The 16,112-nt window shown below is 35.3% G+C and carries 14 protein-coding genes; 6 read left to right on the top strand and 8 right to left on the bottom strand.

Going from position 1 to position 16,112, the window contains the following annotated elements; all coding sequences use genetic code 11:
• Window positions 1-48: 48 nt before the first annotated feature.
• The 4 genes from rpoC (at window position 49) to ACFOUY_RS11285 (ending at window position 7,384) form a co-directional block, all read left to right on the top strand.
• The gene (gene rpoC / locus ACFOUY_RS11300; protein WP_378960721.1) at window positions 49-4,335 is read left to right on the top strand and encodes a DNA-directed RNA polymerase subunit beta'; all 4,287 of its coding nucleotides are present in this window, start codon (window positions 49-51) and stop codon (window positions 4,333-4,335) included.
• A 139-nt stretch (window positions 4,336-4,474) separates the two neighbouring features.
• Entirely contained in the window at window positions 4,475-4,786 is a 312-nt protein-coding gene (locus ACFOUY_RS11295; RefSeq protein WP_378960734.1) for a DUF3467 domain-containing protein, read from the top strand.
• A gap of 76 nt (window positions 4,787-4,862) precedes the next feature.
• On the top strand, window positions 4,863-6,086 hold the full coding sequence (locus tag ACFOUY_RS11290) for an OmpP1/FadL family transporter (RefSeq protein WP_378960719.1): 1,224 nt from the start codon (window positions 4,863-4,865) through the stop codon (window positions 6,084-6,086).
• Window positions 6,087-6,097: 11 nt separating this feature from the next.
• Window positions 6,098-7,384, top strand: a complete 1,287-nt coding sequence (locus ACFOUY_RS11285; RefSeq protein WP_378960718.1) for an SGNH/GDSL hydrolase family protein — start codon at window positions 6,098-6,100, stop codon at window positions 7,382-7,384.
• 45 nt (window positions 7,385-7,429) lie between these two features.
• Here the strand turns inward: ACFOUY_RS11285 and miaA are convergent, their stop codons facing one another.
• The 4 genes from miaA to ACFOUY_RS11265 form a co-directional block, all read right to left on the bottom strand.
• Window positions 7,430-8,353, bottom strand: a complete 924-nt coding sequence (gene miaA / locus ACFOUY_RS11280) for a tRNA (adenosine(37)-N6)-dimethylallyltransferase MiaA (protein WP_378960717.1) — start codon at window positions 8,351-8,353, stop codon at window positions 7,430-7,432.
• A gap of 72 nt (window positions 8,354-8,425) precedes the next feature.
• Window positions 8,426-9,070 carry an IS1096 element passenger TnpR family protein gene (locus ACFOUY_RS11275; RefSeq protein WP_378960716.1) on the bottom strand — a complete coding sequence of 215 codons (645 nt, stop codon included), beginning with the start codon at window positions 9,068-9,070 and terminating at the stop codon, window positions 8,426-8,428.
• A gap of 98 nt (window positions 9,071-9,168) precedes the next feature.
• Window positions 9,169-10,575: a CCA tRNA nucleotidyltransferase gene (locus ACFOUY_RS11270; RefSeq protein ID WP_378960733.1), complete on the bottom strand. Its 1,407-nt coding sequence runs from the start codon at window positions 10,573-10,575 to the stop codon at window positions 9,169-9,171.
• A 138-nt stretch (window positions 10,576-10,713) separates the two neighbouring features.
• Window positions 10,714-11,280: an L-threonylcarbamoyladenylate synthase gene (locus tag ACFOUY_RS11265; RefSeq protein ID WP_378960715.1), complete on the bottom strand. Its 567-nt coding sequence runs from the start codon at window positions 11,278-11,280 to the stop codon at window positions 10,714-10,716.
• 198 nt (window positions 11,281-11,478) lie between these two features.
• Here ACFOUY_RS11265 and ACFOUY_RS11260 point away from each other — a divergent pair, with 198 nt between their 5' ends.
• Window positions 11,479-12,045, top strand: coding sequence for a DUF4136 domain-containing protein (locus ACFOUY_RS11260; RefSeq protein WP_378960714.1), 567 nt, complete (start codon window positions 11,479-11,481; stop codon window positions 12,043-12,045).
• 4 nt (window positions 12,046-12,049) lie between these two features.
• Here the strand turns inward: ACFOUY_RS11260 and ACFOUY_RS11255 are convergent, their stop codons facing one another.
• Entirely contained in the window at window positions 12,050-13,255 is a 1,206-nt protein-coding gene (locus ACFOUY_RS11255) for a glycosyltransferase family 4 protein (RefSeq protein WP_378960713.1), read from the bottom strand.
• 15 nt (window positions 13,256-13,270) lie between these two features.
• Complete coding sequence (locus tag ACFOUY_RS11250; protein ID WP_378960712.1) at window positions 13,271-14,089, bottom strand: 2,3,4,5-tetrahydropyridine-2,6-dicarboxylate N-succinyltransferase; 819 nt, start codon at window positions 14,087-14,089, stop codon at window positions 13,271-13,273.
• Window positions 14,090-14,273: 184 nt separating this feature from the next.
• Here ACFOUY_RS11250 and ACFOUY_RS11245 point away from each other — a divergent pair, with 184 nt between their 5' ends.
• Complete coding sequence (locus tag ACFOUY_RS11245; RefSeq protein WP_378960732.1) at window positions 14,274-14,678, top strand: RNA-binding S4 domain-containing protein; 405 nt, start codon at window positions 14,274-14,276, stop codon at window positions 14,676-14,678.
• On the opposite strand, the gene ACFOUY_RS11240 is transcribed toward ACFOUY_RS11245, so the two are convergent.
• A complete protein-coding gene (locus tag ACFOUY_RS11240) occupies window positions 14,675-15,439 on the bottom strand; it encodes an EcsC family protein (protein WP_378960711.1) in 765 nt (254 codons plus the stop codon). The genes ACFOUY_RS11245 and ACFOUY_RS11240 overlap by 4 nt on opposite strands.
• 70 nt (window positions 15,440-15,509) lie before the next feature.
• A complete protein-coding gene (locus ACFOUY_RS11235; protein ID WP_378960710.1) occupies window positions 15,510-15,992 on the bottom strand; it encodes a nucleoside deaminase in 483 nt (160 codons plus the stop codon).
• Window positions 15,993-16,112 lie beyond the last annotated feature (120 nt).

The following is a 16,112-nucleotide window of genomic DNA, read 5'->3' as shown; positions in this document are numbered from 1 at the left end:
TAAAAGCTTTGGTCTTTGAGCTTTAAGCTTTAACCTTATACAAGAGATATGTCTTACAAAAAGGATAATAAATTAAAAAGCAATTTCACATCAATCACGATTAGCTTATCGTCTCCAGAGATTATTTTGGAACGCTCTAGCGGTGAGGTGTTGAAACCGGAAACCATTAACTATCGTACTTACAAACCTGAACGTGATGGTTTGTTTTGCGAGCGTATTTTCGGTCCGGTAAAAGATTACGAATGTCATTGCGGTAAATACAAACGTATCCGTTATAAAGGTATTGTTTGTGATCGTTGTGGTGTTGAAGTAACAGAAAAGAAAGTACGTCGTGAGCGTATGGGACACATCGCTTTGGTGGTTCCTGTTGCACACATCTGGTATTTCCGTTCGTTACCTAACAAAATCGGTTATTTATTAGGTTTACCTACTAAAAAATTAGATTTAATTATCTATTACGAGCGTTACGTAGTTATCCAATCAGGCTTAATGGCTGAAGAAGGTATCAACTATATGGACTTCTTAACTGAAGAAGAATATTTAGATATCTTAGATAAATTACCTAAAGAAAACCAATACTTAGACGATAAAGATCCTAATAAATTCATCGCCAAAATGGGTGCTGAAGCATTAGAAGATTTATTAAAACGTATTAACTTAGATACTTTATCTTACGATTTACGTCACCAAGCTGCAAACGAAACTTCTCAACAACGTAAAAATGAGGCTTTAAAACGTCTACAAGTTGTTGAAGCTTTCCGTGGTGCTAATACACGTATTGAGAATCGCCCTGAGTGGATGATTGTTAAAATTGTTCCGGTTATTCCACCAGAATTACGTCCTTTAGTTCCATTAGAAGGTGGTCGTTTCGCTACTTCAGATTTAAATGATTTATACCGTCGTGTAATTATCCGTAACAACCGTTTAAAACGTTTGATCGAGATTAAAGCACCAGAGGTAATTTTACGTAACGAAAAACGTATGTTGCAGGAAGCTGTAGATTCGTTATTTGATAACTCACGTAAAGTTAATGCGGTTAAAACAGAAGGTAACCGGGCACTGAAATCACTTTCAGATATTTTGAAAGGTAAACAAGGTCGTTTCCGTCAGAATTTATTAGGTAAACGTGTGGATTATTCAGCTCGTTCTGTAATTGTTGTAGGGCCTAGCCTTAAATTACACGAGTGCGGTATTCCTAAAGATATGGCTGCTGAGCTTTACAAACCGTTCATTATTCGTAAGATGATTGAGCGTGGTGTTGTAAAAACAGTTAAATCTGCTAAGAAAATTGTTGATAGAAAAGATCCATTAGTTTGGGATATTTTAGAAAATGTATTAAAAGGTCACCCGGTATTATTAAACCGTGCACCTACATTACACAGACTAGGTATTCAGGCTTTCCAGCCAAAGTTAATTGAAGGAAAAGCAATCCAATTACACCCATTAGTGTGTACTGCATTCAACGCCGATTTTGATGGTGACCAGATGGCTGTCCATTTACCGTTAGGTAATGCAGCAATTTTGGAAGCCCAAGTATTAATGTTGGCAGCACATAACATCTTAAACCCTGCAAACGGTACTCCAATTACGGTACCTTCTCAGGATATGGTTTTGGGTCTTTATTATATTACTAAAGGCCGTAGAACTGATGAAACTAGAGTTGTAAAAGGACAAGATTCTAGCTTCTACTCTCCAGAAGAAGTTATTATTGCGTATAACGAGAAAGAATTAGATTTACATGCGTTTATCAAAGTAAGGGTAAATGTTAAACAAGCTGATGGTTCTATCGTTAATAAATTAACGGAAACAACTGTAGGTAGAGTATTATTTAACCAAATGGTTCCTGAAGAGGTTGGTTATATCAATGAATTATTAACAAAAAAATCGTTAAGAGATATTATCGGTGAGGTAGTTAAAATGACTGGTATGGCTCGTTCTTCTCAATTCTTAGATGATATCAAAGAATTAGGATTCCGTATGGCATTCCAGGGAGGTTTATCGTTCAATTTACAAGACGTAAACATTCCGGTAGAGAAACATACTTTATTAGAACAAGCAGCTGCTGAGGTTGAAGAGGTAAGAAACAACTATAACATGGGTTTCATTACCAACAACGAACGTTACAACCAGATTATCGATATCTGGACTCGTATCAACAACAGGTTAACTACTTTCGTTATGACTCAGTTATCTTCGGATAACCAAGGTTTTAACTCAGTTTACATGATGCTTGATTCTGGAGCCCGTGGTTCTAAAGAGCAGATTCGTCAGCTTTGCGGAATGCGTGGTTTGATGGCGAAACCTCAGAAATCTGGTTCAGGTGGTGACATTATTGAAAACCCTATCTTATCAAACTTTAAAGAAGGATTATCTGTATTAGAGTACTTTATCTCTACTCACGGTGCTCGTAAAGGTTTGGCAGATACGGCCTTAAAAACGGCAGATGCGGGTTACTTAACTCGTCGTTTACATGATGTTGCTCAGGATATGATTGTTAATTCAGAAGATTGTGGTACTTTAAGAGGTATGTACACGACTGCATTGAAAGATCAGGAAGATATCGTTGAGCCATTATTTGATAGAATTTTAGGTCGTACTTCATTACACGATGTTTACAATCCTTTAGATAATACATTATTAGTAGGTGCTGGTGAAGACATCAACGAAGAAGTTGCAAAACTAATCGAAGAATCTCCATTAGAAGGTATCGAAATTCGTTCTGTATTAACTTGTGAAAACAAAAGAGGTGTTTGTTCATTATGTTATGGTCGTAACTTAGCATCTGGTAAACGTGTTCAAAGAGGTGAGGCTGTTGGTGTAATTGCTGCACAGTCAATCGGTGAGCCGGGTACACAGTTAACACTTCGTACTTTCCACGTGGGTGGTACTGCATCAAATATTGCTGCAGAATCTAACATCGTTGCTAAGTTTGATGGTGTTATCGAGTTCGAAAATATTCGTACTGTTGATACTAAAACTGAAGAAGGTATTGTTCAGGTTGTATTAGGTCGTTCTGGTGAGTTCAAAATCGTTGAGCCAGGAACAGGACGTATCATTGTAACCAATAACATTCCTTACGGTGCGTTCTTATTCGTAAAAGAAGGTGATAAGTTATCAAAAGGTGATAAAATCTGTTCATGGGATCCGTACAACGCGGTTATTCTTTCAGAATTTGCCGGTAAAGCACAATTTGATGCAATTATAGAAGGTGTTACCTTCCGTGAAGAATCAGATGAGCAAACTGGTCACCGTGAAAAAGTAATTATCGATACACGTGATAAAACTAAAAACCCTTCAGTTCAAATCGTTGATAAGAAAGGTGAATTCATTAAAGGTTATAACATTCCGGTAGGTGCTCACGTTTCAGTTGATGAAGGTGAAACTATCCAAACTGGTCAGATTATCGCTAAAATACCACGTGCTACTGGTAAAACCCGAGATATTACAGGTGGTTTACCACGTGTAACGGAATTATTCGAAGCTCGTAACCCATCTAACCCAGCTGTAGTAACTGAGATTGATGGTGTGGTAACTTTAGGTGGAGTTAAACGTGGTAATCGTGAGATTACAATCGAATCTAAAGATGGTGAAGTTAAAAAATACTTGGTTCCATTGTCTAAGCACATCCTTGTACAGGATAATGACTTTGTGAAAGCTGGTATGCCTTTATCAGATGGTTCAATTTCTCCAGCAGATATCTTATCAATTAAAGGCCCTGCAGCGGTTCAAGAATACTTAGTAAATGGTATTCAAGAGGTTTACCGTTTACAAGGTGTAAAAATTAACGATAAGCACTTCGAGGTAATTGTTCACCAGATGATGCAGAAAGTTCACATCGAGGATCCAGGTGATACGATTTTCTTAGAAAACAATGCTGTTGACCGTTGGGATTTTGCTGACGAGAACGATGCAATGTATGACAAGAAAGTTGTTGAAGATGCAGGTGATTCAAATGATTTCAAACCAGGACAAATTGTTTCATTACGTAGATTAAGAGATGAAAATTCTCAATTAAAACGTAAAGATTTAAAACAAATCACTGTTCGCGATGCGAAACCAGCAACAGCAAGTTCTATCTTACAAGGTATTACAAGAGCATCATTAGGTACTAAATCATTCATTTCTGCGGCTTCGTTCCAGGAAACTACGAAAGTATTAAATGAAGCAGCGATTGCAGGTAAACGCGATAACATGTTAGGCTTGAAAGAAAACGTAATTGTTGGTCACTTAATTCCTTCAGGAACGGGTGTTCGTGGTTACGAAAGAATCATCGTTGGTTCTCAAGAAGAATACGATAAATTATTAGCTTCGAAACAAGAAGAAGTGGAAGCTTAATATATCTATATCATTTTAAAAAAGGGTTGTTTCGATAAGGAACAACCCTTTTTTGTTTTTAATAAATTTTAAAGCTTGACACTTAAATATTACCTTTAAAGGCCTTAGTTTAATGGCACATACTTTTACTTATAATATCATGGAAGAACAACAGAACGAAAACCAGTTAAATATAGAGCTGTCAGAAGAGGTTGCAGAAGGAATTTTCTCGAATCTTGCAATTATTACACATTCTAATACCGAATTTGTATTGGATTTTATTCGGGTAATGCCTGGCCTACCAAAAGCAAAAGTAAAATCAAGAATTATTTTAACTCCAGAACACGCTAAACGGTTATTAGCAGCCTTAGAAGATAATATCCAAAAATTTGAAGGGGTTAACGGTCGTATCAAAACACAAGAAGAACCTCCATTTCCAATGGGTTTTGGTGGGCCAACTGCGCAAGCTTAATTTCTTTTAATAAACTTAAACAAAGACTTGATTACTATGTTAGCATAGTATATATTTGTGCTATAACCATTTATAAATGAAAAAATTTTTATTGAGCGTATTACTATCCTCCCCATTATGGGTTTTGGGGCAGGGTTTCCAGGTTAATTTACAAGGGCAGAAACAAATTGGTATGGCAGGTGCAGGTTCTGCTCTGGCATTAGACGAGGCTTCTGTATTTTTTAATCCAGGTGCAGTTAGTTTCTTAGAGAAAAACTCAATCTCAGCAGGTGTTAACCCATTGTTATTCAAATCAGCTTTTCAACAATCAGGTTCTAATATTACAGAAAATGTAAAGAACAAAATTGCTCCACCTTTTGAAGCATATGTTGTTTGGGGGCCAAAATCAAATAAATGGAAATTAGGCTTGGGTGTTTACACTCCATTTGGTGGATTGGTTGATTGGGGAAATGATTGGTCGGGTAAATATGCGCTAACTTCGTTAAATCTAAAAGCAATATATTTTCAACCAACTCTGAGTGTAAAGATTACAGATAGAATTGGTATTGGTGCTGGTTTTGTGTACAATCATGGCGATGTAAATCTTCAACGTGCTTTACCTGTAAATTTCCCAGATGGTCGTTCTGGTCATGCAACTTTAGCAGGTACTGGAAGTGGTTATGGCTGGAATGCTGGTATTTACGTTAACACCTTAAGCAATATCACTTTTGCAGTTGTTCATAAATCAAAAGTAAATACTAAACTTAATGATGGAACTGCAACATTTGATGTACCTCAATCTTTAAAAACATCTTTTCCTGATGGAAATACATTTAATGCAGAATTACCTTTGCCTTCTACAACAACTCTGGGTATAGGCGTTCCACTTTCTAAAAGTACTACTTTAGCATTTGATGCAAGTTGGGTACAATGGAGAGTTTATAAAGAACTTGCATTCGATTATGCAATAAATACCTCAGCATTAGCAGATACAAAATCTGCCCGTAACTATCGTGATGGTTCATCATTTAAATTAGGTGTTAACCACAAAGCATCAGAAAAGTTAGCACTTAGAGCGGGAGTTGGTTATGCTTTTTCTCCTGTACAAGATGGTTATGTAACCCCAGAAGCTCCCGATGCTGATCGTTACATTTTAAGTGCGGGCATAGGTTATGCTCCAACCAGTCGCTTTGAGGTTAATGCTTCATTTTTCTTTGAAGACGTTAAATCTCGTAAGCAAAAGAATATTGAAACAGGCTTAGATGGTACATTTAAAACTTTAGTTTATGCGCCAGGTCTTTCATTAACTTATAAATGGTAGGAGAAAAACACATGAAAAAATATATTTTAAACAGTTTAGCAATTGCTGCATTACTTTTCGCAGCTTCTTGCAAACCAGAAATTGAGAGTACTGTTGGTACTTCTGCAGGGCAGGCAAATTTTAGTAAATACATCGCAGTTGGTAATTCATTAACTTCTGGATTTGCAGATGGAGGTCTTTATTTAGAAGGGCAAAAAGTTGCTTATCCGAATTTAATTGCAGCTAAAATGGTTAATGTAGGTGGTGGAAGTTTTACCTCTCCATTTTTTACAGAAGCACAAGCAAATGGTTCTGGTTATTTATCATTAACTGCTTTAGTGAATGGAACACCAACTATAACACCAGTAACAAACAATTTGGCTGTTAGAGATGCTGCAGGTCATTTAACAAAATATATTGGTGAAGTTCAAAATTTAGGTATACCTGGTATGCGTGTTGATTTAGCTTTCGCTGCTCCATTTGGCGCTGCAAATCCATATTTAGAGCGATTGCTAACCGATACACAAGTTGGAACAGTTAGTTATTTTCAATTTATTCAAGGCAGAAATCATACATTTTTCTCGCTCTGGTTGGGTAATAATGATGCTTTAGGTTACGCAACAAATGGTGGTGTTACCACAGACGCTACCAATGTTTTAACTGATAAATCTACTTTTTCTTTATTGTATTCTAATCTTATTAATTCATTAACTGCTGGCGGACAGAAAGGTGTAGTGGCTACAATTCCTGATGTTACCTCTATCCCATATTTTAATACGGTAACTGTTGCAGCACTATTAAATGCTGCGAAGGCTATAAATCCAGCTGCGGCAGCCATTTATATTCAAACAGGAACTGGTGCAGTAAGAGCTGCAACTGCAGAAGATTTAATTCGCTTACCATTTCAATCTGCAGGTTTATTTGGCGTACCTAATTCTTCTGGTCTTCCTTACGGATTGCATCCGCTAAATCCCATCGCAAATAATTGGGTTTTGGATAAAGATGAAATTGCAAAGGTTAAAGATTATGTTATCAGCTATAATAGTACAATTAAATCAATAGCTGATAGTAAGGGGTTGGCAATAGCTGATACCTATAGTTATCTTAATCAGGTTAAAACTGGAATAGTAATTAGTGGCGTTGGAATTAATTCATCATTTATTACAGGTGGTGCATTTTCTTTAGACGGGGTTCACTTAACTCCTCGTGGAAATGCGGTAATTGCTAATGTTTTTATAGATGCAATAAATGGGAAATATGGTTCAAATATCTCTGCAATTGATATTACGCAATACAGAGGAGTGAAATTTCCAAATTAAAAGCTAATAAAAGGTCTGTCAAATATTTGGCAGACCTTTTTAGTTTTAAACTTTTTTCAGTTGTTCGGAAATCAGATTTAATATTTCTTCCGTTTGATTAGGTTGAAACCAATTAATCTCTTCATCTCTTCTAAACCAGGTTAGTTGCCTTTTTGCAAAACGTCGGGTATTTTGTTTAATGGATAATATGGCTTCATCTAATGATATTTTTTTGTCTAAATAATCGAATACCTCAGTATATCCAACCGTATTTAGTGCATTGTATTTTCTAAATTCACTTAGTGATTTAACTTCTTCCACTAAACCAAGCGCAATCATCTTATCAACTCTTGTGTTAATTTGTTCGTATAGTTTGGCTCTGTCTGTATTTAAACCTATTTTTATGATATTAAATGGTCTTTGTTTTTTAGTAGCTGATAACATGGAGGAAAGTTTTTTTCCTGTAGATAGATAAACTTCCAAACCTCTTATCATTCTTTGGGGATTATTTTGATCTACCTTTTCAAAATATTCCGGATCGTATTCTTTTAATTGATTTTGAATAACTACAATTCCTTCTTCTAAAAACTGTTTGTTTAATTTCTCTCTAATCTTAAGATCGATTTCTGGCATTTCATCCAAACCATTTACAACTGCGTTGATATATAATCCAGAACCACCAACCATGATTGCTAAATCATGGTTTTTAAAAATTTCTTCGACTGTTTTTAGCGCTTCGAGTTCAAAATCTCCAGTACTAAAGAGTGTGTTAACAGAATGTGAATCTATAAAATGATGTTTTGCCGCAGTAAGTTCTCCTAAATCAGGTTTTGCAGTACCAATTTCCATTTCTTTATAGAATTGTCTTGAGTCTGCCGAAATAATTTCTGTTTTGAAATGTCTAGCTACCTCAATTGCAAGAGCTGTTTTCCCAATAGCTGTAGGGCCAACAATCACAATTAATGTTTTTAATTTCGGGCTACTGGGCATAGGTAGAAGGTATAAAAAAACTGCCGGATGTTGTATCCGACAGTTAAATGCTTTTAAAAATAAATGTTAATATTAATAATCGTCCTTTGAGCTATCCTCATCGTAACCTTCGCTGTCCGAGAACTCATCACCAAATTCGTCATCATCTTCAGTTTCGTCTCCGTCTCTCTCTTTTTCATTGATGCCCATCTCGCCCATAGCTTCAAGCTCATCTGAATCTTCTGGAACAAAATTCAATTCATTTAAGAAATCGAACTCATTAGCTGCAACAACTGCTGCGCTTGCATCTGCAGCTACACTATTTTGTTCTAGAATTTTGGGTGCTTCGCCAGTACTTTTGGCTAAAAATGGATACTCAATATGAGGATCTGCGTCCAGAACAATTTTAACGAGTTCAACATGAAAATCAAATGGACGGTCGAAGTTATAAATGTAATAAAATTTCTGATGGGGATCTTCTATAAAACCACTTAACTTAGAATTCTCCATTAAAACCACTCTGTCTTTTTTGCGTTCATTAGGTAGATAAGCAATTTCATCACCTTTTAACCAGTTGTCGGTACTTACATAAAATGATGAAGATTTTTCTGCATTATAACCAGTAGATTTGTGAATAGCCTTATGCAGGTCTTCAAATGTTTGGTTTGATTTAATGTCGATCTCTCTCACTACATCATCAAAATCTTCGAAAGTAATTTTAAATTTATAAATAGCCATTATTGTTATTTGGAGCTGTAAAAATAAAGTTAATTTGTTTTATCGCAAAACACGAAATAGAACTAAATGCTATCTATTTAATTGTTTTGGCAATTAAATTATTTATTAACAGGATTTAATCCCATTTGTTTTGCCAGATTAAGCATAAAATTAAACGCTTCTGTATAATCATTTGTTATCTCCCCTTCTAAAATTGCCTCTCGAATTGCACTTTTAATTGCTCCAACCTCTTTTCCCGCATCTAAAGCAAAAGTTTCCATAATATCATTGCCAGAAATTGGTGGCTGCCAGTTTCTTAATTGATCCCGTTCTTCAACATCTTTAAGCTTTTGCTTAACCAGTTCGAAATTATTACGGTATTTTGTTTTTTTATATTCGTTTTTGGTGGTAACATCGGCATTGCAAAGCAACATCAGGCTTTCTATTTCTTCGCCTGCATCGAATAATAATCTTCTAACTGCAGAATCTGTAACTGTATCCTGAGCAAGAACAATAGGGCGCAAGTGCAATTGAACCAGTTTTTGAACGAATTTCATTTTTTCGTTCAGTGGAAGTTTTAGTTGATTGAAAATTTTAGGAACCATTCGAGCACCTTTATCTTCATGACCATGAAATGTCCACCCGTGACCTTCTTCAAAACGTTTTGTAGCAGGTTTTGCAATATCATGAAGGATTGCAGCCCATCTTAACCACAGATCATTAGTATCTGCACAAATATTATCAAGAACCTCGAGGGTGTGGTAGAAATTATCTTTATGTCCTTTCCCTTTTATAATCTCAACACCAAATAAATTAGCCATTTGAGGGAAAATGATGTGAAGTAAACCGGTATCAAAAAGAAGTTTAAAACCTATAGAAGGCTTTTTAGACAAAATAATTTTATTCATTTCGTCAGTAATTCTTTCTTTTGATACAATATTGATGCGCTCTTTTTGCGTTTTTATTGCACTTAAAGCAGCTTCATCAATATGAAAATTTAATTGAGAGGCAAAACGAATTGCTCGCATCATACGCAATGGGTCGTCAGAAAAAGTAATTTCTGGGTTGAGCGGTGTGCGAATTAGCTTATTTTCTAAATCCTTAATGCCATCAAAAGGATCTAATAATGCTCCAAAATATTCTGCATTAAGATTAATTGCAAGTGCATTAATGGTGAAATCTCTACGAAGTTGATCATCAGTTAATGTTCCGTCTTCAACTATTGGTTTACGAGATTCTGAGCGATAGGACTCTTTTCTTGCGCCAACAAATTCGACTTCTAAATCTTGATACTTAATATTTGCTGTGCCGAAATTTTTAAAAATCGCAACTTTAGTGTTTAATTTTTTGCCTACCGCCTCAGCATAATCGATGCCACTTCCAACCACCACGACATCAATATCTTTTGATGGACGATTTAAAAATAAATCACGAACGAAACCACCGATAACGTAAGCTTCAGTTTGGTTTTTATCGGCAATTACTGATAATGTTTTAAAAATCGGATTTTGTAAATGAACCCCCAAATCCCTCGAAGGAGACTTCTCATTTTCATCGTTTAAGTTAGAATTCATATGTAAGGGCAATAAGATCCAAAATTAAGAAAAACATTCGGTGCTCAAAGCCTATTTAGGTTTTATAAGGCCATTTATAGGCTTTAGATATTACTTGCGAATAAACTCAAACTGCCCTCCGGGAGAAAGTTTCATAATAGTAGACGGCTTTCGTGCCGCTCTGTTTTCCTGCTCAAAATCTACGATGTAATCTACAGCCTCGGTAATTTCAATGCTTATATCATCGAAGTTCATTGGAGAGGAGGCACCGCTTAGGTTTGCAGAAGTTGATACGATAGGCTTTCTAAAACGCTGAATTAATGGTGTGCAGAAATCATGTTTCACAATTCTGATTCCAACACTTCCATCATTGTTTATAACATTTTGTGCCAGGTTTTTAGCGCCTGAAAAAATAATTGTCAAAGGATTTTCAGCATATTCTATCAAATCGTAGGCAACTTCTGGCACTTCTGTTAAATAGCTTTGAATTTTACTGTCAACATCTAAAAGAACGATTAGGCTTTTTTCTGCCGGACGATTTTTAATTTTTAGCAATTTATCAACTGCTTCAGGATTTGTAGCATCGCAACCTAAACCCCAAATTGTATCGGTAGGGTAGAGTATTACGCCACCGGATTTTAAAACTTCAAGTGCCTTATTAATTTCTTCTTTTAGCATGTTGCAAAGGTAGTTTTTATAATAATATGTTAAATCTATTTAATACTTTAATATTTAACATTTCAATTGAAACAAAGGCATTTTATAAACGTTTTTAGATAATCAATCTCATTGTCAAATTGGTGGCTATAAAAATCTTTTTAATAGATTTTTTCGTATTTTTAAATAGGTTATTATTAGACAATAAACACTAAGCAAATGAAAACACTTCAAAAATTACTAATGTTGGTTGCTGTTGTAATTACATTAGCCGGATGTTCTTCACTCCGGACCGCATCAGACTATGATAAAAACGTAGATTTAAATGCCTATAAAACTTATAATTTTTACGATAAAGGCATTGCGAGAGTTAAATTAAATAATCTTGATAAAAGAAGATTATTAGCTGCTGTTGAGTCAGAAATGAATGCCAAAGGCTTTACCAAATCTAACAGACCTGATCTATTGGTTAACTTAGTTGTTGTTGCCCGTGAGAAAACAGATGTTTACGGCCCAGGCTACTACGGTGGATGGGGTTGGGGCGGCGGCTGGGGCTGGCGTGGTGGTTTTGGCGGCTGGGGTTGGGGCGGTCCAAACTATGTAAACCAGTACATTGAGGGCACTATTATTATCGACTTCTTAGATCCGGCTAAAAAGATTTTATTCTGGCACGGACAAGGCGCAGGTTTTAATTTAGATAATTTTAGTAAAAGAGAGCAACGATTAAATACAGGTGTTAAAGAAATTTTGGCACAATATCCACCAAATGCTATTGCAGCTAAGTAAGGTTTTAGCTTAAAATATTTATATAGCAATTCATTAATTGCTTAGTTACTAAAGGGCTGTTGAATTTTTGAACAAATTCCAGCCCTTTTCTTTTCATGTCTTCTTGCAAATTAGCTGAATTTAGAACCTTGTTTATTGCTGAAGATAAACCTTCAATATCTGTAGGTGAAACGTATATACTATCTGGTCCACCAGCTTCTTCTAAACAAGAACCAGTTGCAGCAATAGTGGGAATGCCCGAATATAAAGCTTCGATAATCGGAATACCAAAGCCTTCGTAAAATGAAGGATAAACGAAAACAGAAGCCTGTTGATATATGCCCGGCAAATCCGTAAATGGAATATTTTTTAGAAAAATAATTCTGTTTTTTAATCCAAGTTTTTCAATTTCTTGTTCAACAGTTTTAAAATATGGTGTTTGTTTTCCAATTACAACCAATTTATAATCTTCGTTTACTGTTTTTAATGCCTGAACAATTAATTTAAGGTTTTTACGCTCTTCAACTGTACCTACATTAAGAATATATTTTTCTGGAAGATTATATTTTATTAGAATTTTATCTAATACCGATTTATCAAAAGCTGTTTTAAAACTATCATCACAGCTTTGATAAATTACTTCAATTTTATCAGGATTTATATTATAAAACTCTATAATATCGGCTTTGGTTTTTTTACTAATTGCAATAATTTTATCTGCACGCTGACAGGCAGATTTACTTTTCCATTCGTACAAATTCCTGTCGATAAATTTGTGATATTTTGGGAATCGTAGGAAGATTAAATCGTGAATAGTAACAACAGATTTAATATTGGTATGCTGAATTAAAATCGGAATTTCATGACTTAATCCATGATAAAGCAGAACTTCATCACGTTTTAAATCTTTTAAAATGTTAAGGCTTCTCCATAAAAAACTACCTTGAAGCGGTAATTTCAAATGAATATTTTCCTGCTTGAAAAAAGTATCAATCTGTTTTGCTGATTTTACTTTTGGGGAATAAACGAAATATTGGTTTTTTGGGAACTCATTTGCGAGTGCTTCAATTAGCGAACGGCTGTAATTACCAAGTCCGGTTAGGTTATTTGCGGCTCGCTTGCCATCATATCCAATTTTTAGCTCAAAACTTAAAGCCGAAAGACTAAAGCTTGATTGCTCAAGGCCAGTACTTTCGGCTTCTAAAGATTTTATTTTGCTTTCGGCTTTCAACTTTGTGCTTTTAGCTTAAACGGCTACATTGTTTTCTCTCAACGCATCGTTAAGTGAAGTTTTCTTATCTGTACTTTCTTTACGTTTACCAATAATTAAAGCACATGGAACTTGAAATTCGCCAGCAGGGAATTTTTTAGTATAGCTACCTGGAATTACTACCGAACGAGCAGGAACAATTCCTTTATATTCTACTGGGGTTGGACCCGTAACATCAATAATTTTTGTAGATGCTGTTAATACAACGTTTGCACCTAAAACAACTTCTTTTTCTAATTTAACACCTTCGACAACAATAGCTCTAGAACCCAAAAAGCAATCATCTTCGATAATTACAGGAGCAGCTTGAACTGGTTCTAGAACGCCACCAATGCCAACACCTCCGCTTAAGTGAACGCGTTTACCAATTTGTGCACAAGAACCAACAGTAGCCCATGTATCAACCATGGTACCTTCATCTACATAAGCACCAATGTTTACGTATGATGGCATCATGATAACGCCTTTAGCTAAATAAGCGCCATAACGAGCACTTGCCATAGGCACAACACGTACACCTGTTGCTTTGTAATCGGTTTTTAAATCCATTTTATCATGGTAAACAAAAGGGCCGCTTTTAATTTCTTTCATCTCACGAATAGGGAAATATAAAATTACAGCTTTTTTAACCCACTCATTAATGCCCCATGAGTTTAAAACCGGTTCAGCAACGCGAATTTCGCCTTTATCTAAGCCCATAATAACGGCTTCGATGGCTTCGCAATAGTTACTATATTTTAAAAGGGTTCTATCTTCCCAAGCGGCTTCAATTAATTTCTTTAAATCTGAATACATGATGTTTTTAAATTTTACGCAAAATAAATGAAATTTATCCATAACTGGCAATTCCCTTATATAAATATTGTTGTAGTTGTTATATTATTATATTGTTATGCACTTTATTGAGAGATATTTTGGTGCGATATTTATTGAGTTTAACAATATAACAATTCATCAATTTACCGTATTTTTGTACTTTATGGCAGAGGCAGAAAAACTTAGGATAGATAAATATTTGTGGGCGATAAGGTTGTTTAAAACAAGAAGTCTTGCTACTGATGCATGTAAAGCTGGTAGGGTAAAATTGAAGGGACAGAACATCAAGCCGTCTGCCGTTATAAAAATCGGTGATGTTTATTCTGTATCGAAAGGAATTGAAAAGAAAATAATCGAAGTGGTAGAGTTTTCTTACAACAGAACAGATTCGCCGACTGCACTAACCAAATATAAAGATTTAACGCCTGTTGAGGAAACACATGCTTTTAAATCAATGTTCCATTCGCCAAATTTAAAACGAGATCGTGGTACAGGCAGGCCAACTAAAAAAGATAGAAGGGAAACCGATGATTTAATTGGAGGCTTATTTGAAGACAAAGAAGATTAGTCTTCTATTTTCAATTGATGAATTTCTGTAGTCGAAACTGCATACTGTAAATTAAAGTGTCTCATTCGATAGCTCATCATAGCTGTTTTGCCAAGCTTTTCAATTAATTTGTAATTTGCAACTGCACCAACTGCTGCACCTATAAAAGGTAACATTTGCGCAAGTTTAGCTAAATCTATATAATCTCGGTATTGTTGTTGAAAGGTTAGCCAATCAAATTCATCGATGTTTGTTGGTAATTTATGTGCTTTATCGTCCCAATCTTGCATTTTTATAAAAATGTTTTTACTTTCTTCTTTGCTCGAAAATGCTAACTGGAAAATGTGTAATATGTATAAACGTTCACGATAATCTTTAACATCATACCCATAAGTTGCAGCAATATCAAAAAGCATTTTCATTTTAATTCCAAGTAGTAAGGGGAAATCAGCAAGACTCATTAAAAAACCACCAGCACCAGTAATTCCACCTTCTGCTGCACCAGTTTTTTTATAATTTTCTATCTTTTGCTTTATTAAGGCTTCACGATGCATTAGGGTTAAATCTAAAACAGGCTTCGCTGTGGTAAATGTAGAGCCAAAAAGCACAGCTTTAACCATTTGCTTGATCGCTGTGGTTATAGCGCTATGAACTTTATCTGGAATAAGTGCATTAATTTTCTTTTGAACTTTATCAGTCGCTTTACTTAATAATGAAGGCTTTTGCAAAGTTTTAAACTTCCAAAATTCAAGTTCACTTTTAATTTTCTGTTCGTAGGTCATACGGATATAAGACGCATATTGTAAGCTTTTGTTTCAAAACAAAAAATATCTCGATTTAATCGAGACATTTTTAATAGTCAATGCGCATTGATGATGTTTCCCAAAGCTTAAATGCCTGCATGGCATCGTCACGCATCATTTGTACAACAGGAAGTGTTCTGCTATCCATTGGTTTATCTAATTCTTCGTAAATAAATTTATCGCTGAAACCAATATTTTCTGCATCTACCTTTGTATTTGCGTAATAAATAGTTTCAATTTTGGCCCAGTAAATGGCGCCTAAGCACATTGGGCAAGGCTCGCAACTGGTATAAATTACGCAACCACTTAAATCGAAAGAATTTAATTCTATGCAAGCCAATCTTATTGCAGATACTTCTGCGTGTGCCGTAGGGTCGTTTGTAGAGGTTACTTTGTTTGCAGAGCCTGCGATTACTTTTCCATCTTTAACAACTACAGCCCCAAAAGGGCCGCCAATGCTTTCACTTACATTTTTTATCGATAGCTCAATAGCCATTCGCATAAATTCTTCATGTTGTTCTTTCTTCTCCATCTTTAAATAATAAGCAAAAAAGGGGCCGTATCATAATTTAATTTTATGATACGGCCCCCTTTTTTTTTGCTTTGTATTTTACGTCTTTGTCCCTTGGCTATTTCGGTTTCAGCAATCGAT

Origin of the sequence: Pedobacter jamesrossensis (genome assembly GCF_042650905.1) — a bacterium.
In the GTDB taxonomy this organism is placed as follows: domain Bacteria; phylum Bacteroidota; class Bacteroidia; order Sphingobacteriales; family Sphingobacteriaceae; genus Pedobacter; species Pedobacter jamesrossensis.
The sequence above is the reverse complement of the archived record's forward strand: the minus strand, read 5'-3'. Positions and strand labels throughout refer to the sequence as shown.

Excerpts from the sequence above, each read along its gene's own strand:
- ACFOUY_RS11290 (WP_378960719.1), top strand. The coding sequence starts at position 4,863 with ATGAAAAAATTTTTATTGAGCGTATTACTATCCTCCCCATTATGGGTT.
- ACFOUY_RS11285 (WP_378960718.1), top strand. The coding sequence starts at position 6,098 with ATGAAAAAATATATTTTAAACAGTTTAGCAATTGCTGCATTACTTTTC.
- ACFOUY_RS11240 (WP_378960711.1), bottom strand. The coding sequence starts at position 15,439 with ATGACCTACGAACAGAAAATTAAAAGTGAACTTGAATTTTGGAAGTTT.
- rpoC (WP_378960721.1), top strand. The coding sequence starts at position 49 with ATGTCTTACAAAAAGGATAATAAATTAAAAAGCAATTTCACATCAATC.
- ACFOUY_RS11250 (WP_378960712.1), bottom strand. The coding sequence starts at position 14,089 with ATGTATTCAGATTTAAAGAAATTAATTGAAGCCGCTTGGGAAGATAGA.
- ACFOUY_RS11275 (WP_378960716.1), bottom strand. The coding sequence starts at position 9,070 with ATGGCTATTTATAAATTTAAAATTACTTTCGAAGATTTTGATGATGTA.
- ACFOUY_RS11245 (WP_378960732.1), top strand. The coding sequence starts at position 14,274 with ATGGCAGAGGCAGAAAAACTTAGGATAGATAAATATTTGTGGGCGATA.
- ACFOUY_RS11235 (WP_378960710.1), bottom strand. The coding sequence starts at position 15,992 with ATGGAGAAGAAAGAACAACATGAAGAATTTATGCGAATGGCTATTGAG.
- ACFOUY_RS11295 (WP_378960734.1), top strand. The coding sequence starts at position 4,475 with ATGGAAGAACAACAGAACGAAAACCAGTTAAATATAGAGCTGTCAGAA.
- ACFOUY_RS11260 (WP_378960714.1), top strand. The coding sequence starts at position 11,479 with ATGAAAACACTTCAAAAATTACTAATGTTGGTTGCTGTTGTAATTACA.
- miaA (WP_378960717.1), bottom strand. The coding sequence starts at position 8,353 with ATGCCCAGTAGCCCGAAATTAAAAACATTAATTGTGATTGTTGGCCCT.
- ACFOUY_RS11265 (WP_378960715.1), bottom strand. The coding sequence starts at position 11,280 with ATGCTAAAAGAAGAAATTAATAAGGCACTTGAAGTTTTAAAATCCGGT.